The 20,017-nt window shown below is 64.5% G+C and carries 17 protein-coding genes; 12 read left to right on the forward strand and 5 right to left on the reverse strand.

Annotation, left to right across the window (positions count from 1 at the left end; genetic code table 11):
* Positions 1-2: 2 nt before the first annotated feature.
* The 9 genes from UP06_RS22490 to UP06_RS22530 all read left to right on the forward strand — a co-directional run bounded on the left by UP06_RS22490 (position 3) and on the right by UP06_RS22530 (position 10,224).
* Positions 3-2,033: a sensor histidine kinase gene (locus UP06_RS22490; RefSeq protein WP_045006018.1), complete on the forward strand. Its 2,031-nt coding sequence runs from the start codon at positions 3-5 to the stop codon at positions 2,031-2,033.
* Positions 2,003-3,748, forward strand: a complete 1,746-nt coding sequence (locus tag UP06_RS22495; protein WP_045005845.1) for an ATP-binding response regulator — start codon at positions 2,003-2,005, stop codon at positions 3,746-3,748. Before UP06_RS22490 ends, UP06_RS22495 begins: the two co-directional genes overlap by 31 nt.
* Positions 3,745-4,482 (forward strand): response regulator, encoded by a 738-nt coding sequence (locus UP06_RS22500; RefSeq protein WP_045005846.1) that lies wholly within the window; start codon positions 3,745-3,747, stop codon positions 4,480-4,482. Before UP06_RS22495 ends, UP06_RS22500 begins: the two co-directional genes overlap by 4 nt.
* 273 nt (positions 4,483-4,755) lie before the next feature.
* Entirely contained in the window at positions 4,756-5,367 is a 612-nt protein-coding gene (locus UP06_RS22505) for a sigma-70 family RNA polymerase sigma factor (protein WP_045005847.1), read from the forward strand.
* A gap of 406 nt (positions 5,368-5,773) precedes the next feature.
* Positions 5,774-6,472 (forward strand): cytochrome c biogenesis CcdA family protein, encoded by a 699-nt coding sequence (locus UP06_RS22510; protein WP_045005848.1) that lies wholly within the window; start codon positions 5,774-5,776, stop codon positions 6,470-6,472.
* A 31-nt stretch (positions 6,473-6,503) separates the two neighbouring features.
* Positions 6,504-7,067, forward strand: a complete 564-nt coding sequence (locus tag UP06_RS22515; RefSeq protein WP_045005849.1) for a thioredoxin family protein — start codon at positions 6,504-6,506, stop codon at positions 7,065-7,067.
* An 84-nt stretch (positions 7,068-7,151) separates the two neighbouring features.
* Positions 7,152-8,126 (forward strand): hypothetical protein, encoded by a 975-nt coding sequence (locus UP06_RS22520; protein WP_045005850.1) that lies wholly within the window; start codon positions 7,152-7,154, stop codon positions 8,124-8,126.
* A gap of 355 nt (positions 8,127-8,481) precedes the next feature.
* A complete protein-coding gene (locus tag UP06_RS22525; protein ID WP_045005851.1) occupies positions 8,482-9,075 on the forward strand; it encodes a L,D-transpeptidase in 594 nt (197 codons plus the stop codon).
* Positions 9,076-9,186: 111 nt separating this feature from the next.
* The gene (locus tag UP06_RS22530; RefSeq protein WP_045006019.1) at positions 9,187-10,224 is read left to right on the forward strand and encodes an amino acid ABC transporter substrate-binding protein; all 1,038 of its coding nucleotides are present in this window, start codon (positions 9,187-9,189) and stop codon (positions 10,222-10,224) included.
* 185 nt (positions 10,225-10,409) lie between these two features.
* Here UP06_RS22530 and UP06_RS22535 read toward each other — a convergent pair whose 3' ends face one another.
* Both UP06_RS22535 and UP06_RS22540 read right to left on the reverse strand, forming a co-directional pair.
* A complete protein-coding gene (locus UP06_RS22535) occupies positions 10,410-11,549 on the reverse strand; it encodes an acyl-CoA dehydrogenase family protein (protein ID WP_045005852.1) in 1,140 nt (379 codons plus the stop codon).
* A gap of 143 nt (positions 11,550-11,692) precedes the next feature.
* Positions 11,693-12,907: an acyl-CoA dehydrogenase family protein gene (locus UP06_RS22540; RefSeq protein WP_045005853.1), complete on the reverse strand. Its 1,215-nt coding sequence runs from the start codon at positions 12,905-12,907 to the stop codon at positions 11,693-11,695.
* Positions 12,908-13,057: 150 nt separating this feature from the next.
* On the opposite strand from UP06_RS22540, the gene UP06_RS22545 reads away from it, so the two are divergent.
* Complete coding sequence (locus tag UP06_RS22545) at positions 13,058-13,603, forward strand: carboxymuconolactone decarboxylase family protein (RefSeq protein ID WP_045005854.1); 546 nt, start codon at positions 13,058-13,060, stop codon at positions 13,601-13,603.
* A 90-nt stretch (positions 13,604-13,693) separates the two neighbouring features.
* On the forward strand, positions 13,694-14,188 hold the full coding sequence (locus UP06_RS22550; RefSeq protein WP_045005855.1) for a VOC family protein: 495 nt from the start codon (positions 13,694-13,696) through the stop codon (positions 14,186-14,188).
* Between the two features lie 95 nt (positions 14,189-14,283).
* Here UP06_RS22550 and UP06_RS22555 read toward each other — a convergent pair whose 3' ends face one another.
* The gene (locus UP06_RS22555) at positions 14,284-15,522 is read right to left on the reverse strand and encodes an MFS transporter (RefSeq protein ID WP_045005856.1); all 1,239 of its coding nucleotides are present in this window, start codon (positions 15,520-15,522) and stop codon (positions 14,284-14,286) included.
* A 181-nt stretch (positions 15,523-15,703) separates the two neighbouring features.
* Positions 15,704-16,951, reverse strand: a complete 1,248-nt coding sequence (locus UP06_RS22560) for an MFS transporter (protein WP_045006020.1) — start codon at positions 16,949-16,951, stop codon at positions 15,704-15,706.
* Between the two features lie 197 nt (positions 16,952-17,148).
* On the opposite strand from UP06_RS22560, the gene UP06_RS22565 reads away from it, so the two are divergent.
* Complete coding sequence (locus tag UP06_RS22565) at positions 17,149-19,218, forward strand: prolyl oligopeptidase family serine peptidase (protein WP_045005857.1); 2,070 nt, start codon at positions 17,149-17,151, stop codon at positions 19,216-19,218.
* Between the two features lie 12 nt (positions 19,219-19,230).
* Here UP06_RS22565 and UP06_RS22570 read toward each other — a convergent pair whose 3' ends face one another.
* The gene (locus UP06_RS22570; protein ID WP_045005858.1) at positions 19,231-19,905 is read right to left on the reverse strand and encodes a DUF938 domain-containing protein; all 675 of its coding nucleotides are present in this window, start codon (positions 19,903-19,905) and stop codon (positions 19,231-19,233) included.
* Positions 19,906-20,017: the final 112 nt, after the last annotated feature.

The following is a 20,017-nucleotide window of genomic DNA, read 5'->3' on the forward strand; positions in this document are numbered from 1 at the left end:
CGATCGGGCGGCTGCGCGCGCGTCTGGTCGGCGTGTTGCGGGCGGTGCCGATCCGCTGGCGCATCCTGTCGATCGCGGCGCTGAACTCGGCCGTGGTGATCGTGCTGGTGGCGATGATCTGGAACGGCGCGCAGGTGCTGGGCTCGGCCTGGGACGACGTGCGCCAGGTGCGCGAGTCCGACCGGATCCTGGCGCTGCTCGAAAGCGAGACCGGGCGGCTCCAGAACCTGATCCACCGCTACATCAACCAGCCGAGCCCGGACCTGTTCGCCGAGATCCTGCTGCTGCGCGAGGCCGTGCTGGGCACGCTGACCGACCGCGCCGCCAAGGACCCGATGCTGGCGGGCTCGGTCGAGGAGCTGGAGCGCACCACCGACCGCTTCCTCAACGGGTTCGGCGAGCTGCGCGCTGTCCAGGCGACCATCGCCAAGACCTATGAGGAGCAGGTGCAGGGCCCGGCCAAGGACATGGCGGGCCTCTATTCCATCATCGAAGGCGCCACAGGTCACCGCGACGCGCTGATCTGGCCCTCGCTCGGCAAGTCGCGCGAGGCCTTCACGGCAATGCTGGTCGCGGCCAATTCCTATTATCTGTCGCTGTCGCCGGGTGCGGCTGACGACGCACGCCGCAACACCGAGACGATCGAGACAACCATTCCGGTGATGATCGATCTCGCGGACAACGACCTCCAGCGCATGGCGCTGCAAAAGCTCTCATCCCGCACCATGGCGCTGCGCGAAGGCTTTGCAAAACTCTCCGAGCAACTGGCGAGCCGCACCGAGCTGCTGCGCAACACCATCGACGCCAGCCAGGCCGAGGCGATCGGCGCCATCGACGATCTCTCCATCAAGATGCGCCAGCGCGAGCAGAAGGCGCAGGAGACTTTTGACCGCACGCTGGCGGATATTTCGCGGCGGGTGCTGTCGATCGCGGTGATCTTCCTCGGCATCATCCTGACCGCCGGCGTGCTGATCGCGCTGTCGATCCGGCTGCCGCTCCAGCAGATCATGGCGGCGATGCGCGCGATCACGCTCGGCGATCTCGGCCGCGCGGTGCAAGGCACCAAGGCGCGCGACGAGGTCGGGGCCATGGCGCGCGCGGTCGAAGTGTTCCGCGAGAACGCCATCGCCAAGCGCGAGACCGAGGACGAACTGCGCGCCTCCAAGGAAAAGGCCGAGAGCGCGCTGCTCGAGCTCAACGCCGCACAGCAGAATTTGATCGATGCCGAGCGGCTCGCAGCGCTGGGGGGCCTCGTCGCCGGCGTCGCGCATGAGGTCAACAACCCGATCGGCATCAGCCTGACCGTTGCCTCGAGTTTTGCCCGGCGCAGCGAGATCTTCGAGGCCCAGCTCAAGGGCGACGGCGGCCTGCGCCGCTCGCAACTGGAGGAATTCGTGCAAGCCTCGCGCGACGCCTCGCAGCAGCTTGTCGCCAACCTCACGCGCGCCGGCGAGCTGATCCAGTCGTTCAAGCAGGTCGCGGTCGACCGCTCCCATGCCGAGCGCCGGCAGTTCTCACTCAGCGAAGCCACCGACCAGATCATCGCGAGCCTGAGGCCCGTGCTGAAGCGCTCGCTGATCACGCTCCAGGTCGACGTGCCCGAGGGGCTGCTGCTCGACGGCTATCCCGGCTCCTATGGCCAGATCCTGACCAATTTGTTCCTCAACGCCGCCAACCACGCCTTCGCCGACGGCCGCACCGGCACCATCACGATCTCGGCGCGGCAGCGCGGGGCCGACGACATCGAGATCATCTTCGCCGATGACGGGGCCGGCATGACCCCTGACGTGCAGCGCCAGGCGTTTGACCCTTTCTTTACCACCCGGCGCAATGAAGGCGGCACGGGACTTGGCCTGCATATCGTCTATAACCTTGTCACCCAGCAGCTCGGCGGCCGTATGATGCTGGAATCCAAGCTGGGACAAGGCACCACTTTTCGCATTATTATGCCCCGCCTCGCCAAGGGCGGCGCGCCAAGCACAGAGACTGACGGGACTTCTCAATGGCCGAACAGGACGATGTCCTCCACCTGATCGACGATACCGGTACTGCGTCGGAGGATACGGACGCTCGGAAGTGGAAGATCGCCGTCATCGACGACGATCCGGCCGTGCATGACGGCACCCGCTTCGCGCTGTCCGACTACAGCCTCAACGGCCTGGGCCTGGAGATCCTCTCCGCCCATTCCGCGGCGGAAGGCCGCAAGCTGATGGCCGCGCACAGCGACATCGCCGCGGTGCTGCTCGACGTCATCATGGAAACCGACGTCGCCGGCCTCGAGCTGGTCGAATTCATCCGCAACGAGCTCAAGAACGAGACCGTGCGTATCATCCTGCGCACCGGACAGCCCGGCCAGGCGCCGGAGCGGCGCGTGATCGTGCAGTACGACATCAACGACTACAAGGCCAAGACCGAGCTCACCGCCGACAAGCTGTTCACCTCGCTGACCGCGGCGCTGCGCTCCTATCAGCAGCTCGAGCGCATGGTGCAGACGCGGCGCGGGCTCGAGATCATCATCGACGCCGCCTCCACCCTGTACGACTTCAAGTCGATGCAGCGGCTCGCCGAGGGCGTGCTGACCCAGCTCGCTTCGCTGCTCAATGTCGACTGCGCCGGTATACTGGTTTTGCGCGACAATGGCGGCATCGATCCCGAGCTTTCGGTGCTCGCCGGCAGCGGCTGCTACAGCCGCTTCATCGGCACGACCTCGTCGAAGGCCCTCGACCCCGATCTGCGCGCAATGGTGGAAGCCGCCTTCCAGGGCCGCAAGAACGAATTCGCCGACCACCGCAGCGTGATCTATTTGCGCACCGGCTCTGGCCGCGAGGTCGTGGTGCTGCTCCAGGCCGAGCGCGAGCTGTCCGAGACCGACCGCTCGCTGGTCGAGATCTTCTCCAGCCGGCTTTCGATCGCGTTCGACAACGTCATCCTCTACCAGCAGCTTCAGGACGCCAACACGCAGTTGGAAGATCGCGTCGCCCAACGCACCCGCGCGCTGATGCAGGCCAACCGCCGCCTCTCGGCGCAATGGCTGCGGCTGCAGCGCGCCAACGGCTTCAAGAACGAGATTTTGGGCACCGTCGCGCACGATTTGAAGAATCCGCTCGGCGTCATCCTCGGCCGTACCGAGATGCTGAAGGAGCTGATCTCGACCGGCGCGTCCGCGAGCGGCGTGAGCGCCCAGGTCGACCACATCCGTGATGCGACCAAGCGGCTGACCTCAATGGTCGACCATCTGATCTCGGACGCGATGGCCGATGCCTTCGACATCACCATTCGCCGCGAGCCGGTCGACGTCGCGGCTTTGGTGAAGGAGGTCGCCGAGGCCAACCAGCCGCTGGCGGTCAACAAGCAGCAGGCGATCAGCGTCACGGCGCCGCCCAATTTCGTCACCATGTGCGACACCGACCGCATCCGCGAGGCGATCGACAACCTCATCAGCAACGCCATCAAATACTCACCGATCGCCGGCAAGATCACCGTCGCGGTCACCCATGAGGCCAACGACACCGTCATCCGCGTCAGCGACGAGGGCGCCGGCCTGTCGCCGGAGGATCTCGGCCGCCTGTTCGGCCGGTTCCAGCGGCTGTCGGCCAAACCGACCGCGGGCGAGAGCTCGACGGGACTTGGGCTTTCCATCGTCAAGCGTATTATCGACATGCATGGCGGCGGGGTGACCGCCGACAGCGACGGCCCCGGCAAGGGATCGACCTTCACCATCACGCTGCCCGCGACTGAAACGCCATGACACAAAGCCAGCACATCATGATCGTCGACGACGAGGCGCCGGCCCGGGAGATGGTCGGCGATTACCTCAAGATGCACGGCTTCACCGTGACGCTGTGCGACGGCGGCAAGTCGCTGCGCGCCGCGATCGACGGCAGCATGCCCGACCTCGTCGTGCTCGACCTCAACATGCCCGAGGAAGACGGCCTCTCGATCATCCGCGACCTCAAGAGCCGCATCAACGTGCCGGTGATCATGCTCACGGCGACCGCGAGCCCGATCGATCGCGTCGTCGGCCTCGAGCTCGGCGCCGACGATTACGTGGCAAAGCCGTGCGAGCTGCGCGAATTGATGGCGCGTATCCGCTCGGTGCTGCGGCGGAGCACGCCGGTGAAGGTCGCGGCGACGGAAGCGGCGGCAGCGAAATCCGACAAGGATCAGCTGGTGCGCTTCGGCACCAAATGGCTCGATCTCGAAGCGCAAGCGTTACGCGACGACGAGGGCAACGAGCATCCGCTGACCGCCTCCGAGTTCGGCCTGCTCAAGGTGTTCGCGGCGAATCCGAAGCGCGTGCTGTCGCGTGAGCGCCTGCTGGAATTGGCCAATGCGCGCGATGCCGAAGCGTTCGACCGCGCCGTCGACCTCCGCATCATGCGCATCCGCCGCAAGATCGAGCCCGATCCGACAAAGCCCGCCGTGATCCGCACCATCCGCGGCGGCGGCTATCTGTTCTCGCCGGCGGGCGAGAAGGCGTAGGGCGCAGGGCGTCAAGCGACACCGAACGCAATAGCCGGAAATACGTTCCCGGCTGCTCCAAGCGACGCGGATCGGGTCAGCCCGTATTTTCCGTACATTGAAATTACACGCCTTTTTACCTCGAATGTTTCGTCGCGGCCTTTCCGACGAAACAATTTGGTGGCGCACGAAACCATTTTCCCCTTTTCGTGCAGACGTCCAGAAACGTTGGCTCATTAACACTTTGGTCCAAGGAAACGCCGCTCGGTTGCGGCGCTACGGGGAGCTAAGTCAATGCCGAACGTCATCGCCATCAACGCCCAGGCCAGCCAGAGCATCATCGCCGCTCAGGCGACTTCGGACGACATGCTTCTGGAAAGCATTGCCGACGGCAACCGGACGTCCATGCACATCCTTTATTGCCGTCACAATGTGCGCGTCTATCGCTTCATCCTGCGCATCGTGCGTGATGCCACCACGGCGGAAGACCTGGTCAGCCAGGTGTTCCTGGACGTGTGGCGGACCGCCGGCCAGTTCCAGGGCCGCTCGCAGGTCTCGACCTGGCTGCTGTCGATCGCCCGCTTCAAGGCGCTGACCGCGATGCGCCAGCGCCGCTTCGAGGACATCGATCAGGAAGACGTGCGCCAGATCCCGGATGGTTGCGATACGCCCGAGACTTCGCTCGACCGCAGCGACACCAGCGCCATCCTGCGCGCCTGCGTCGCCAAGCTGTCGCCCGCGCATCGCGAGATCATCACCCTCGTCTACTACCATGAGAAGTCGGTGGAAGAGGTCGGTCAGATCATCGGCATCCCCCAGAGCACGGTGAAGACCCGGATGTTCTATGCCCGCAAGCAGCTGGCCGATTTGCTTAAGGGTTGCGGCGTTGACCGTTTCGCCGCCTGAAGGCCAAGGATTTCAATGGGATAGGACCTGATTTCCGGCCCTATTCCAGGACACGAAAGCGTTACCGCCGACGAAACAATTGAAACAAACCACAACATCAGGCGGAAAAACTTCGTCCCTATAAAGATCACATACGGTTTCGTTAAACCTCCCAAGACCTCCAACGACCCGGCGAGATGCCCCCTCGCCGGGTCGTTTTTATTTTGGGGTGGGCGGCACGCACCACCGGCCAGAGTGAGGCGGGCACACTCTCTCATTCCCTCCCCCGCAAGGGGGGAGGGAGCGCACCGTCTACGCAGTCAGCAGTTGCGCCTCCGCGAGACAGCCGCTCAGTCACGAACGTGTGACGTAACGATCCGCGCATCCATCCCGAACAGCCCTCGTAACCTCCTTCACGAGTGGCCCGATGCTGGAACTCACCTTCGCTCTCCTTGCCGGCATCCTCACCATCGCCGCGCCCTGCACGTTGCCGATGCTGCCGATCCTGCTTGGCGCCTCGATCGGGCGCAGCTCGCATCTGCGGCCGGCGATGATCGCGCTCGGCTTCGTCGTTTCGTTCTCGGCGACCGCGCTGCTGCTCGGCGCGATCACGCGGGCATTCAATTTCGATCCGAATGTGCTGCGCGAGGCCGCTTCGATCCTGCTGCTCGGCTTTGGCCTGCTGATGCTGTGGCCGGCGCCGTTCGAATGGCTGTCGATCCGGCTCAACGGCTGGCTCGATCTTGGTGCGGCGAGCGGCCCCCAGCGCGAGGGCGCGCTCGGCGGTCTCCTGCTCGGCACCACGCTCGGCCTGGTCTGGACGCCCTGTGCCGGCCCCGTGCTCGGCTCGATCCTGACGCTGGTCGCGACGACGAAGAACGCGACCTGGGCCGGCACGCTCTTGATCGCCTACGCGATCGGCGCAGCGATCCCGATGCTGGCCATCGCCTATGGCGGACAGGCCGCGACCACGCGCGTGCGCAGCCTCGCGCGCATCTCGCCGCGGCTCCAGCACGGCTTTGGCGTGGTCGTGATCGCCTTCGCGGTCGCCGCCTACTTCCAATACGACACGCTGATCGTGGCGTGGCTCACCGGATTCTACCCCACCGGCCAGATCGGCCTGTGATCACCGCAAAAACTCAACGGAGGACGCTTCCATGACTTTCAAACTGCTCACTGTGGCCGCCGCACTGATCGGCTTCGCCGTGACCGGCGCCGCCATCCCCGGCATCTGCGATGAAGCTTCGCGAGCCGCGCCGATCAATGTCGCGGCCGCTGCCCAAGGGACCGCGCCCGACTTCGCCGGCATCAGCAACTGGTTCAACTCGAAACCGCTCAACATCGCCGATTTGCGCGGCAAGGTCGTGCTGGTCGACTTCTGGACCTATGGCTGCGTCAACTGCGTCAACACGCTGCCGCATGTCACCGACCTCTATGCCAAGTACAAAGACAAGGGCCTCGTCGTGGTCGGCGTGCACACGCCGGAATTCCCGTTCGAGCGTTCGGCCTCCAACGTGCAGGCCGCGCTGAAGCGCCACGGCATCACCTATCCGGTCGCGCAGGATAACGATTCCGCGACCTGGAACGCCTATCGCAACCAGTATTGGCCGGCGCAGTACATCATCGACCAGAACGGCAAGATCGTCTTCCAGCACGAAGGCGAAGGCCGCTACGACGAGATCGACCGCACGGTGGCAAAGCTGCTGAACGCCAGCAGCTGATGTCGCATACGGCGGCTTGCGATGTCGCTTGACTCCACGGACCCGTCCGTGGAGGTTCGCGGCCGACGCAATCAGCCGCCCGCAATGGACGACGCGACCACCAGCAACGACATTCGCCTTCGTGAAGGCGCCTCGATCGCGCAGCGGCTGGTCATGGCTGGCTTTGCGGCAGCCGTTGCGCTTTGCTTTACACCGGGCCTGTTCACGCACGAGACCCTGGAAGTGATCATCTCCGTGGTCGCGCTGCTGCTGGGAGCGGTGTTCGTCGGCGCCGTCATGCTGGCGCCGGCGGTGGTTTGGATCATCACGCCGGATGAGATTCTGATCGGGCAGCAACGTCCGTTCGGGCGGCTCCGCACCAGGATCGTCACGAGAGACGACATCACAGGGCTACAGGTTCCCGGCGGCAAGACCGCAAAGGCCCGTTTCCAACTGGCCTTCACGCTGGCGTCCGGGGAGCGCCTGACGTCGCCGCCGATCTCCGACGTCACGCATGTCCGCGAAACTGTTGCCCGGATCGCCGCGCAATTCGACGTTCCCGATGTCGACGCGCCCGTCAATCCACTCGATGCCAGCAATCCCGAGATGCATCTCGGCGAACCCGTCGAGCCGTTTTCCGTCAGGGACATCCGGATCGCGGCATTGATCGTCGTCGCACTGAGCGCCGCACCCTACGCCTACAGGCTCTGGCGCGGTCTGCCGCCCAGCCTGGTCGACATCATGCTGCTTCCGCTTGGCGCAATCGCCGCGTTTGCGGTTCACAGATACGCCAACCTCGTGACCGGCGCCTTCTGGATCATCCGGCAAGGCGATATTCACGTCGAACGCCTGTGGGGCGACGGCACGCCGCGCGCGGACCACATCGAAGGGCGCGACGTCAAGGCGATCACGGTCGAGCGGCGCGGCCGGTCCGAGGACGAGCACTGCATCGTCGTGATCCGATTGCAGTCCGGGCACCGGTTTCGCAGCCCCCGTATCGGCTCGAGGCTTGAGGCCCGCGCCGTGGGGGCTGAGATCGTCCGGCGGCTCGGGATCGCGCCGGAGAACAACCAGATCTAGCTGGCATCTAGTGCCAATTGGCGAAGTTGATCTCGCCGCGAGGCCGGTCTGAGCCTCTCCCGCTTGCGGCAGAGGTCGGCGCGTAGCGCCGGGTGAGGGTTCTATCCTCTTGGGGAGCGTTTATTGTGGAAGCAGCCTCTCCCCGACCCTCCCCCGCAAGCGGGGGAGGGAGCGCAGCGAGCCCAGCTCGCTGCTTTTCGCTCCATCCCTTGTTTGTGGCATGGCCGGGCCCCGTCAAAAAACCAAAGCATTCTCGTGACATACCAGCCGGGCGCGCCATCAACTTGCCACGAAGCTGCCCCTGAGTTCAGATGGTTCCTAACGATTTGCGCTGTGGCAGCGGGGAGAGCTTGAAATGACGGATTTTCGTCGCCTGACCGGGGCGTTTTTGGCTGCGATTGGCCTGATCCTGTCCGCGCCGCACGCCTTCGCCCAGCAGCCTGACCGCGGCGACGAGCCCGGCCTGGTCGCCGACGACAGTTACGAGCTCGATCCGGAGTGGCAGAAGCAGGTCGTGTACTACCGCACGACCGAAACACCGGGCACCATCATCATCTCGACCACCGAGCGCCACCTCTATCTGGTGCAGCCCGGCGGACGCGCGATCCGCTATGGCATCGGTGTCGGCCGCGACGGCTTCCAGTGGCAGGGGCTGGTGAACATCACCAACAAGAAGGAATGGCCGGACTGGACGCCGCCGCCGGAGATGATCCAGCGCCAGCCCTATCTGCCGCGCTTCATGGCCGGCGGCCCCGGCAATCCGCTCGGCGCCCGCGCCATGTATCTCGGCACCACCGTCTACCGCATCCATGGCACCAACCGTCCCGACACGATCGGCACCAAGGTGTCCTCGGGCTGCTTCCGTCTCGTCAACAATGACGTCGCCGATCTCTACGGTCGCGTCCCGGTCGGGACCAAGGTGGTCATCAGGCAGAAGCCTGAACTCTAAAGCCTATCGTTTGAGCATGATCTTTTCGGAAAACCGCTTCACACTTTTCCGGATCATGCTCTCCGCCCTCCTCCAAATTCCTTTTCCCGATTATTTCGAGAGAGCAACATGATGCGCACATTTCGAGGCGGCCTGCTGATCGGGCTCGCGGTCGCCGTGCTGGTCGCCGCCTTGGCCATCACTTACGAGTTCTATGACACCCGCACGCTGAAGCGCACCGTGCGCCGCGGCGAGGTGCTGTGCGGCGTCAACAAGGGCCTGCCGGGCTTCTCGATCCCCGACGACAAGGGCAATTGGAGCGGCTTCGACGTCGATTTCTGCCGCGCGGTGGCCTCGGCGATCTTCGACGATCCGAACAAGGCGCGGTTCGTGCCGCTCGACGCCAGCGAACGCTTCAAGGAATTGCAGAGCCGCAAGGTCGACATCCTCTCCCGCAACTCGACCTGGAGCATGGCGCGCGAGCTCGACTATGACCTCTATTTCCCGGCGGTCGCCTATTACGACGGCGAAGGTTTTATGGTGCCGCGCGCGCGCAACAAGGAGACTGCGCTGGATCTGAACGGCAGCAAGGTCTGCGTGCAATCGGGCACCACGACGCTGCTCAACCTCGCCGACTACTTCCGTGCCAACAACATGAAGTATGAAGAGATCAAGTTCGACAAGCTGGAGGACGTGGTCAAGGCCTACGACACCGGCAAATGCGACACGCTCACTGCCGACGTCTCCCAGCTCTATGCGCTGCGGCTGAACATGGGCAAGCCCGGCGACCACATGATCCTGCCGGACATGATCTCCAAGGAGCCGCTCGCCCCCGTGGTGCGCCAGCGCGACGACGACTGGATGATGATCGTGAAGTGGACGCTCTATGCGATGATCAACGCCGAGGAGCTCGGCGTCTCCTCGGAGAACATCGACGAAGCCCTGAAGTCGAAGAAGCCGGAAGTGATGCGGCTGGTCGGCACCGAAGGCAATTACGGCGAGCAGCTCGGCCTCACCAAGGACTGGGTCGTCCGCATCATCCGCCACGTCGGCAATTACGGCGAGATGTATGAGCGCAATATCGGCGAGAAATCCAAGCTGAAGATCCCGCGCGGCATGAACCAGCTGTGGAACGCCGGTGGCGTGCAGTACGCGCCGCCGATTAGGTAAGGGGGCCTTCCCGCCGTAAGCTTGGGGCAGGCGCTTTCCATTCTCTCAACTGTCATCGCCCGCGAAAGCGGGCGATCCAGTATTCCAGAGACGACTGTGACGAATCGAGAGGCCGCGGCGTACTGGGTCGCCCGGTCAAGCCGGGCGACGACACCGCGCGTGAGGCGCGCCCTTCGCGTCTCAGCTCAATACCCCCGCGCCCGCGCAAGTTGCTCGGTGTGATAATTCGCATCACCAAACAGCTCCTCGCACACCCGCGCGCGCTTCATGAAGAAGCCGATGTCGAACTGGTCGGTCATGCCCATGCCGCCATGCATCTGCACGCCTTCCTGCACCGCGCGGGTGGCGGTGGTGCCGGCGCGGGCTTTGGCAACTGCGACGGCTGAGGCGGCCTTGGCAACATCGCCATCCAGCGCCTGGAGCGCCTTCATCACGGCGGCGCGGGTGATCTCGATGTCGACATAGAGTTCGGCGGCACGGTGCTGGAGCGCCTGGAATTCGCCGATCAGCTTGCCGAACTGCTTGCGGCTCTTGAGGTACTCGATGGTGCGGTTGAACACCTCTTCGCTCAAGCCCACCATTTCGGAGGCGACCGCGCCGCGACCGATGTCGAGCACGCCGTCGAGCAAGGCGGCACCCTGATCGACCTCGCCGAGCACGCTGTCGGCATTGACCTCGACATTGGCGAGCTCGATGCGCGCCGCATTATGCGCGTCGACCATGATGGTGCGCTCGATCGCAACGCCCTTGGCCTTGGGGTTGACCAGGAACAGCGTCAACCCATCGCGTTCGCCGGCCGAGCCCGCGGTACGCGCGGCGACGATGAAGAGGTCGGCGACATGGCCATCGACCACCAGCGCCTTGGCGCCGGAGAGCTTGAAACCGTTGCCGGCACGCACGGCCTGGAGGCTGGTCTGGAGCGGGCGATGTTTTGCGCCCTCGTCGATCGCGAGCGTCGCGAGCAGCGAGCCGTTGGAGATCTTCGGCAGGTACTCCGACTTCTGCGCGGCATTGCCGCCACGGGTCAGCGCCGAGGCCGCGACCACGCTGGTGGCGAAGAACGGCGACGGCATCAAGGTGCGGCCGATCTCTTCCATGATGATGCCGGCCTCGACGAAGCCAAGACCGCTGCCGCCGAACTCGTCCGGCACTAGGAGGCCGGCAAAGCCCATCTCGGCAAAGGAGTGCCAAAACTCCTTGGAGAAGCCGGTGGGATCCTTGGCGTCGCGCAGTTGCCGCAGATGCGACACCGGCGCCTTGTCGCTGATCAGCCCGCGCGCGCTGTCGCGGAGCATCGATTGTTCTTCGGTGAGGACGAGGGCCATGTGCGTGTTTCCGATTCGAAGTCTATTTTTTGGTTCGTCATTCCGGGATGCGCCGTTAGGCGCAGGCCCGGAATCCATAATCCCGATTCGTGGTTATGGATTCCGGGCTCGCGACTTCGTCGCGCCCCGGAATGACAGCGCAGCTAGGCGCCAGGCAGATCGAGGATGCGCTTGGCGACGATGCCGAGCATCACCTCCGTCGTGCCGCCCTCGATCGAGTTGGCCTTGGTGCGCAGCCAGGCACGCGGACGGGCGCCTTGCCTGGAGCGCTCGCTTTCCCATTCCAGCGCGTCAACCCCGCCGGCCGACATCAGGATCTCGTAGCGGCGCTTGTTGAGCTCGGTGCCGTAATATTTCATCGCCGACGAGAACGCCGGATGAGCTTGTCCCGCCTTGGCGAGATCGACGGCGCGTTCGGCGCAAGCTGCGAGTGCGGCTTCATCGACGTCGAAGCTGGCGATCCTGCCGCGCAACATCGAATCATCGAGCCGCCCTTGCGCATCGGCCCCGACCGAATCCGCCGCGATCTGGCCGAGCGGCCGGCCGACACCGCGCTCGCCCATGCCCGAAATCATCGCCCGCTCGTGCTGGAGCAGATATTTCGCGACATCCCAGCCGCGATTGACGGTGCCGACCACATGCGATTTCGGCACGCGGACGCCATCGAAGAAGGTCTCGCAGAACGGCGAATAGCCGGAGATCAAGAGGATCGGCTTGGTCGTGACGCCTTTCGAGGTCATGTCGAACAGGATGAAGCTGATGCCGTCGTGCTTCTTCGCGGCGCCATCGGTGCGCACCAGACAGAAGATCCAGTCGGCGTAGTTGGCGTAGGACGTCCAGATCTTCGACCCCGTGATGACGAAATCATCGCCGTCACTCTCCGCACGGGTCTGGAGCGAGGCGAGATCGGAGCCGGCGTTCGGCTCGGAATAACCCTGGCACCAGCGGATCAGGCCCGCTGCGATCTTCGGCAGGTGCTCCTTCTTCTGCGCCTCGTTGCCGTACTTTAACAACGCCGGTCCGAGCATCCAGATGCCGAAGCTCGACAGCGGCGGCCGCGCGCCGATCTTCGCCATCTCCGCGCGCAGCACTTTGTGTTCAGCTGCGCTCAGGCCGCCACCGCCATATTCCTTCGGCCAGTCGGGCACGGTCCAGCCCTTGTCGCGCATGCGCTCGAACCAGACGCGCTGCGGCTCGGACGCGAATTTCGTAGTGCGTCCGCCCCAGAACACGTCGGCGTCGGAGGTTGCAGGCTTGCGCATTTCCGGCGGACAGTTGGCCTCCAGCCAGGCGCGCGTTTGCTCGCGGAATGTTTCGAGATCGGCCGTCTCAGTGTCGGCGGTCTTAGAGTCGGTCATTGGTCGTTTCCATCAATCAAAATCGACTTATTGCCACAGACTCTGGGCCATCGCTTCGTGGAATTCAACCACTTCCGTGCTGCACATCCCGAGCGGCATTCGGCTATAGTCGCCGCCACGGCGAGGCTTGAAAACAAAGAGGAAACGAGAATGCGCCTGAAACTTCTTTCGCCTGGCGAAATGAACGAGAGCCAGCGGCAGACCTATGACGAGTCGATTGCCGGCAAGCGCGGCAAGCCGCCGGCGCCGATGATGGCCTGGCTCAACAGCCCCGACATGGCCCGTCACGCCACGCGGCTCGGCGAGGTCCTGCGCTACGACACGATATTTCCTGCAAAACTCTCGGAGATCGCGATCCTGGTGACGGCGCGGCACTGGACCGCACATTACGAATGGTATGCGCACAAGCGTCTCGCGCTTGCGGGCGGCATGAAGGTGGAGATCATCGACGCGATCCGCGACCGCCGCACGCCGGACTTCGACGATCCCAAGGGCAAGATGATCTACGACGTCGCGAAGTCGCTGCATGAGGGCCACGGCGTAGAGAAGGGTCTCTATGACGAGGCGGTCAAGATTCTTAGCGAACGCGGCGTCGTCGAGGTCATCGGGCTGTGCGGCTATTACACGATGGTCTCGATGACGCTGAACACGTTCGAGTTCGAGCTGCCGGAGGGCGAGGTGCCGGAGCTCTCTTAGTTTCGCATCCGGAAACGCTGGGTTTCGGGATAGGCCAGTGGCGCTGTCCCGAGGCCCGGCTTATGTGGGGTTGAGTAACGGAGCACTCTCATGTCGCAGACCTCAGCCGTCAACGCCGGCACCCGAATAGGTCACGTCCACCTCAAGGTCGCCGATCTCGATCGTGCGCTGGGCTTCTATTGCGGCGTGCTCGGCTTCGAGCTGATGCAGCGCATGGGCTCCGGTGCGGCCTTCATCTCGGCCGGCGGCTATCATCACCACATCGGGCTCAACACCTGGGAGAGCAAGGGCGGCTCGCCGCCGCCGCCCGGCACGACCGGGCTGTTTCACACCGCAATCCTCTATCCGACGCGCCCCGCGCTCGGGGATGCGTTGCATCGCGTGCTCTCGGCCGGCATTGCGCTGGATGGTGCGAGCGACCATGGCGTGTCCGAGGCGCTGTATTTGCGCGATCCGGATGAGAATGGCGTGGAGCTTTATTGGGACAAGCCGAGGGAGCAATGGCCGTTCGGGCCGGATGGGAAGCTGGCGATGATCACGAAGCGGCTGGATGTTGAGGGGTTGCTGAAGCAGCGGGAGGTGTGACGCCGTAGGGTGGGCAAAGCGAAGCGTGCCCACCAATCTTTCCACACGAGTGGACCGTGAGATGGTGGGCACGGCGCTGCGCGCCTTTGCCCACCCTACGAGAGCTTTGCTTTCGGCGAGCCCCGCACCATGATCAATGCCGCAGCCATCACCTCCAGCGCAATACACAGATAGAACGGCAGCGCGTACCCGCCGGACCAATCACGCAAGAACCCGACCACACCCGGGCCGAACGCATACGTCACCTGGTTGATCGCCGTGTTCAGGCTGATCAGCACGCCGAACGAGGCGGAATCGAATTCCCGCTGCACGATCAGCGACGGCATCGTGATGAGATTGCCGACCGAGAAGCCGAACACCGCGCAGGCCGCGATCAGCACATAGTCGTTGTGCAGATTGATGACGACGCAAAGCGCCGCGGCCTGGCTCAGGAACGACAGCGCGGAGGCCAGCCGCTGGTTGAGGCGGTCGATCACCATCGAGAACAGCACCCGGCCGATCACCGCCATCGCCGTCAGCACCGCGACCGCAACGGCCGCGCGCTCGCGCCCGATGATGGGATCGAGGAACGAGATCAGGTGCACGATGAAGCCGACCTGGGCGAACAGCACCAAAGCAAAGGCAATCGTCACGGTGAGGAAGCCGACGTCGCGCAGCGCGTGCTTGCGAATTTCGGCCGATGATTGCGGCTTCACCTTCGCCGCCCCGTGCCAGCCGTGGAGATCAGGCGGCCGGCCGACGACAAGCAGGATCACCGGCACGAGCAGCACCAGCATGGCGCCGGAGGTGGCGAACATCGCGTTTCCGAAGCCGATATGGCTGATCATCACCACCAGCAACGGCACGCCGACGATGCCGCCAAAGCTGGCGCCGTTCAGCGCCAGGCTGATCGCCATGCCGCGCTTCTGGTCGAACCACAGGCTGATCGTGTTGGTGATCATGGCGAGGCTGGTGCCGGCCCAGCCGAAGGCGAGCACGGCATCGGCGAGATAAAGCTGCCAGGGCTCGCGCACGGCGCCGATCGCGACCGCGGCGGCGGCCATCGCCAACGTGCCGGCGATCAGGCAGATGCGCGGGCCATATTTCCTGACGGCCTCGCCGACGAAGACGACCAGCAGCGCGCCGAACAGATAGAAGAAGGTGGTGCCCGACGAGATCAGCGAGGTCGGCCAGCCCCGCGCGCGCTGTAGCTCGGCGACATAGACGCTCTGGCCGTAGAAACCGAGCCCCCAGCCGAAGGTCGCGAGCAGGAAGCAGACCGCAACGATGCGCCAGCCTTCGTAGCCGAGCGAGGATTCGTCGATTCGCAAGGTGTGCCGGGGATTGTCGAGCATTTGCGCTTCTCCTTCGTTTCCCCCGCGTTGTGATCTTCTGTCCATGACGACCATCATGTAGCGATGAGGGAGCAGAAAATCACTTCGACAGCGATCGAAGTATCAACGTTGCTGACAGCCTCCTGCCAACTTATTGAGCATGATCTTCGGAAAACCGCTACGCACTTTTCCGGATCATGCGTCAGATCGCGTCCGGGAATTCGCCCATGGCCGCCTCCAGCCGCGCCCTACGACGGCGAGCGAAAGAGGCGAGCGAGAGAACCGCGAGACCGAGCAGCACTGGCGGGAACACCACCATGTTCACCGCGGACCAGCCGTAATTGGCGAGCAATTGCCCGGAGGAGAACGAGCCGATCGCCATCATCCCGAACACCAGGAAATCGTTGAACGCCTGCACCTTGTTGCGCTCCTGCGGCCGGTGCGTCTCCAGCACCAGCGCGGAGGCGCCGATGAAGGAGAAGTTCCAGCCGATTCCGAGCACGATCAGCGTGGCCCAGAAGTGCATCGCGGTGATGCCGGAGAGACCGATGGTTGCGGCACCGGCTTCCAGCAGCAGACCGGCAGCGACGATTCTGGGCGCACCGAAGCGGGCGATCAGCGCGCCCGTGAAGAAGCTCGGCCCGTACATCGCGACGATATGCCATTGAATGCCGAAATTGGAATCGCTGAGGCTTAGCCCGCAGAGCTTCATCGCGAGCGGTGCCGAGGTCATCACCAGATTCATCATGGGATAGGCGATGACGCCACACAAAGCGGCCGCGATAAAGCGCGGCTGGCTCACGATCGTCAGCAGCGGCCGCCCGCCATGGAGATCGGCCGCGGCCGGCTTCGGCATGTCGACGCCGGCGACGATGCCCATCGCGACCAACGCCACCGCGGCCTGCACCAGGAAGCTGAAGGCGAACAGATAAGGCGACCAGACGTCCATGGTCCATTGCACGAGCTGCGGACCGAGCACGCCGGCGAACACGCCGCCGGCCATCACCCACGACACCGCCTTGGGCCGGTACGCCGCGCTGGCGCCATCGGCGGCGGCGAAGCGATAGGATTGCGCCACAGCGCCATAGAGGCCGCCGAGGAAGGTCGCGACGCAAAACAGCGCGAACGAGGCGTGCAGGATCGCGAACGAGCCGAGCAGGCCGGTGAGCGTGCCGCACCCCGTGCCGACGATGAAGGCGGCGCGGCGGCCGAAGCGGCGCGAGATCGCGCCGGTCGGCAGCGTGCCGGCGGCAAGGCCCACCACATACATCGAGATCGGCACGGTCGCGAACGACATGTCCGGCGCAAGCGTGGCGCCGACGATCGCGCCGGTGGCAAAGATCACCGCCGAGTTTGCGCCGGTCAGCGCCTGGGCTGCGGCAAGGCGCACCACATTGGTACGCACGCGGGCGTCGTCGGTGATTTCGGCGGCTGAGGTCACGTCTAGCATCGGCACTTCCGCCCGAGGGACTTTGAGAGGGCTCTGTTGATTCCCGGCACTATGGAGGGATGGACAGGGCCGGGCAACCGGCGCAAACGGGCGCAGGCCATGCCTCTGACGCAATCGGACGGATGATACCGGGCCGCGCTCTTGACGGCTTGCGCTCGATCAAATCCTATCCGCCGCGATCTCCAGGAGTTTGCATCATGTCCATCGACGACAGGCCTACGCTGAGCAAGCCCGACGACGATCCCTGGCTCTGGCTTGAGGAGATCGAAGGCGCCCGCGCGCTTGATTTCGTCGAGAAGCAGAATCGGCTGACGCTGCAAGCATTCGGCGGCGCGGCGTTCGAGCGCGACCGCGATACGCTCGCGGCGATCTACGACCGGCCGGACAACATCCCCTATGTCGGCCGGCGCGGGGGGTATCTGCACAATCTCTGGAAAGACGCCACCAACCCGCGCGGCCTGTGGCGGCGGACTACGCTCGCTGAGTTTCGCAAGCCCCATCCGGCGTGGGAGATCGTGCTGGATGTCGACCAGCTTGCGGCGAGCGAGGGCGAAGACTGGCTGCTGAGCTCGATCAGCTCGATGCCTGGAAGCTCGCGGGCCATCCTGAGCTTCTCGCGCGGCGGCAGCGACGCCGTCACCTTGCGGGAATTCGATGCCGACACAAAGAGTTTCGTTGTTGACGGCTTCGCGCTGCCGGAAGCCAAGGGCGGCGTCGATTGGCTCGATCCGGACACGCTGCTGCTGTCCAGCGCGTATGGCGACGGCATGGTGACGAGCTCGGGATATGCGAGGACCGTTCGCCTGTGGCGGCGCGGCGAGCGCGTGGATCGGGCGCAAACGATCCTCGAGACCACGGCCGACCATATGGGGATCTTTGGCAGCGTCGATGATACCGGCGCAACTCTACGCGCCTGGATCATCGACCAGATCGACTTCTTCAACTACGGCATCTGGCTGCGCGATGAAGCCGGCACCACCACAAAGCTCGACCTGCCGACCGGCATCTGGATGCAGGCGCATGGCGACTGGTTTGCGATGAAGCTGCGCGCAGACTGGCCGGTCGAAGGCCGAACCTATGCCGCTGATGCCGTGCTCGGCATTTCGCTCTCGGCATTCCTCGCCGGCAGCCGTGACTTCACGCTGCTGTTCGAGCCCGGGCCGCGGCGCGCGTTGCAGGGTTTCTTCTGGACCGCAGGCAGGCTGGTGCTGTCGATCCTCGACGAGCTCAAGCCGCGATTCGAGATCTGCACGCCATCTGTCACCGGCTGGAGCCGTGAGACACTTGGCGGTCTTCCCCAGATCGGCGTCGTCGATGTCTGGCCGTTCGATCGCCATTCGTCCGAGAGCAATGGCGACCTGCTCGCCAATGTGCAGGATCCGCTCACGCCGCCGTCGCTGCTCTTGATCGAGCGCGGCGTCGAAAGCCCGACGGTGCTGAAGCAGGCGCCGAAGACGTTCACCGCCGCTGGCCTGATCATCACCCAGCACGAAGCCATCTCGATCGACGGCGAGCGCATTCCCTATGTGCAGACCGGTCCCGCGACCGAGACCGGTGATGCGCCGGTCTATATGAGCGCCTATGGCGGCTTCGGGCTCGCGGTGAAGCCGCACTACAATGCATCACTCGGCAAGCTCTGGCTGGAGCGCGGCGGCACCATCGTGCAGGCGAATTTGCGCGGTGGCGGCGAGTTCGGCACGCGCTGGCACGATGCCGGCCGGCTCGCCGGCAAGAAATTGTCGCATGACGATTTCGCGGCCGTTGCCGCCGATCTTGTCCGCCGTGGCGTCACGCAAGCGAAGCGTATCGCGGCACAGGGCGGGTCGAACGGCGGCATCCTCATCACCAACATGCTTGTACGCTATCCCGAACGCTTCGGCGCGCTGTTCTGCACGATCCCGCTGATCGACATGCGCCGCTACACAAAACTGCTCGCGGGCGCGAGCTGGATCGCCGAATATGGCGATCCCGACAAGCCGGAGGAGTGGGACTGGCTGAAGACCTACTCCGCCTATCACACCGCAAAACCCGGCCAGCCCTATCCGCCGATCCTGATCGCCACCACGCGGCGCGACGACCGCGTTCATCCCGGTCATGCGCGCAAGATGGCGGCAAAGCTCCAGGCGATGGGCTACGAGGCCTGGTTCTACGAGCCGGAAGCCGGCGGCCACGGCTACGGCAAGGACAACAAGGAGCGCGCCGGCTTCGAGGTGCTGGGTTATCAATTCCCCAAGGATAAGATCGGCTGGCGCGACGGCGAGGCCTGACGGCCTCGCATCTTACGAGCGCGAAAACACCAGCGTCAGATTGTTGGCGGGCATGTCGACCGCATCGACGAGGCCAAGCCCCACGCCGCGCGCCAGCGTCTCGACGTCGCTGACATCGCGCACGCCCCAATCGGGATTGCCTTCACGCAGAGACGTGTCGAACACGGCGTTGCTGAGCGCGGTGTGCTTGCCGCCGCGCTTGAACGGGCCATAGAGAAACAGCTTGCCGTCGGCGCGCAGATAACGGCCCGCGCCGGCGAACAGGCCCTCGGCCACGGCCCAGGGCGCAATGTGGATGACATTGGCACAGAACACGGCTGCGAGGTTCGTCGGCCCCTTCCCGCTCTTCAACTCCGGGCACCAATCAGGATCGGAGAGATCGATCCGCAAGGGCGCGCGGATGTTTGTAAGGCCCGAATGCACGCGCCAGGCCTCAATGCTCTTCACGTGCCGCTGGTTGAGGTCGCTGGGCCACCAGACGAGCTCGGGCGTATGGCGGGCGAAATGGACCACGTGCTGGCCGGTTCCGCTGCCGACCTCGACCACGTCGCCCGAACGCCCGGCGAGGTGCTTTTCAAGCGCCGCCCAGAGCGGCTCGTGATTGCGATGAAAGGCTGGCGCATCGAGCCGGCCGTCGGATTCGACCCGACCGCCGTCCCTGCCAAATTCGACGACATATTCAGCCAATTGAAGTCCCCGGAAAATGAAAATGCAGACGAAAACGCGATCCGGGCCAAACGCCCCGAAAAATTAACTGGCCCCAACCGACTTTACGAACGAACTAGCTCTTCAGTTGCAA

The sequence above is a fragment of the Bradyrhizobium sp. LTSP857 genome (genome assembly GCF_000938285.1).
Classification (GTDB): domain Bacteria; phylum Pseudomonadota; class Alphaproteobacteria; order Rhizobiales; family Xanthobacteraceae; genus Bradyrhizobium.

What these genes read in the sequence shown, in the direction of transcription:
- UP06_RS22550 (WP_045005855.1), top strand. Translation starts at nt 13,694, where the DNA reads ATGTCGCAGACCTCAGCCGTCAACGCCGGCACCCGAATAGGTCACGTC.
- UP06_RS22545 (WP_045005854.1), top strand. Translation starts at nt 13,058, where the DNA reads ATGCGCCTGAAACTTCTTTCGCCTGGCGAAATGAACGAGAGCCAGCGG.
- UP06_RS22525 (WP_045005851.1), top strand. Translation starts at nt 8,482, where the DNA reads ATGACGGATTTTCGTCGCCTGACCGGGGCGTTTTTGGCTGCGATTGGC.
- UP06_RS22510 (WP_045005848.1), top strand. Translation starts at nt 5,774, where the DNA reads ATGCTGGAACTCACCTTCGCTCTCCTTGCCGGCATCCTCACCATCGCC.
- UP06_RS22520 (WP_045005850.1), top strand. Translation starts at nt 7,152, where the DNA reads ATGGACGACGCGACCACCAGCAACGACATTCGCCTTCGTGAAGGCGCC.
- UP06_RS22540 (WP_045005853.1), bottom strand. Translation starts at nt 12,907, where the DNA reads ATGACCGACTCTAAGACCGCCGACACTGAGACGGCCGATCTCGAAACA.
- UP06_RS22530 (WP_045006019.1), top strand. Translation starts at nt 9,187, where the DNA reads ATGCGCACATTTCGAGGCGGCCTGCTGATCGGGCTCGCGGTCGCCGTG.
- UP06_RS22560 (WP_045006020.1), bottom strand. Translation starts at nt 16,951, where the DNA reads ATGCTAGACGTGACCTCAGCCGCCGAAATCACCGACGACGCCCGCGTG.
- UP06_RS22505 (WP_045005847.1), top strand. Translation starts at nt 4,756, where the DNA reads ATGCCGAACGTCATCGCCATCAACGCCCAGGCCAGCCAGAGCATCATC.
- UP06_RS22535 (WP_045005852.1), bottom strand. Translation starts at nt 11,549, where the DNA reads ATGGCCCTCGTCCTCACCGAAGAACAATCGATGCTCCGCGACAGCGCG.
- UP06_RS22500 (WP_045005846.1), top strand. Translation starts at nt 3,745, where the DNA reads ATGACACAAAGCCAGCACATCATGATCGTCGACGACGAGGCGCCGGCC.
- UP06_RS22495 (WP_045005845.1), top strand. Translation starts at nt 2,003, where the DNA reads ATGGCCGAACAGGACGATGTCCTCCACCTGATCGACGATACCGGTACT.
- UP06_RS22515 (WP_045005849.1), top strand. Translation starts at nt 6,504, where the DNA reads ATGACTTTCAAACTGCTCACTGTGGCCGCCGCACTGATCGGCTTCGCC.
- UP06_RS22565 (WP_045005857.1), top strand. Translation starts at nt 17,149, where the DNA reads ATGTCCATCGACGACAGGCCTACGCTGAGCAAGCCCGACGACGATCCC.
- UP06_RS22555 (WP_045005856.1), bottom strand. Translation starts at nt 15,522, where the DNA reads ATGCTCGACAATCCCCGGCACACCTTGCGAATCGACGAATCCTCGCTC.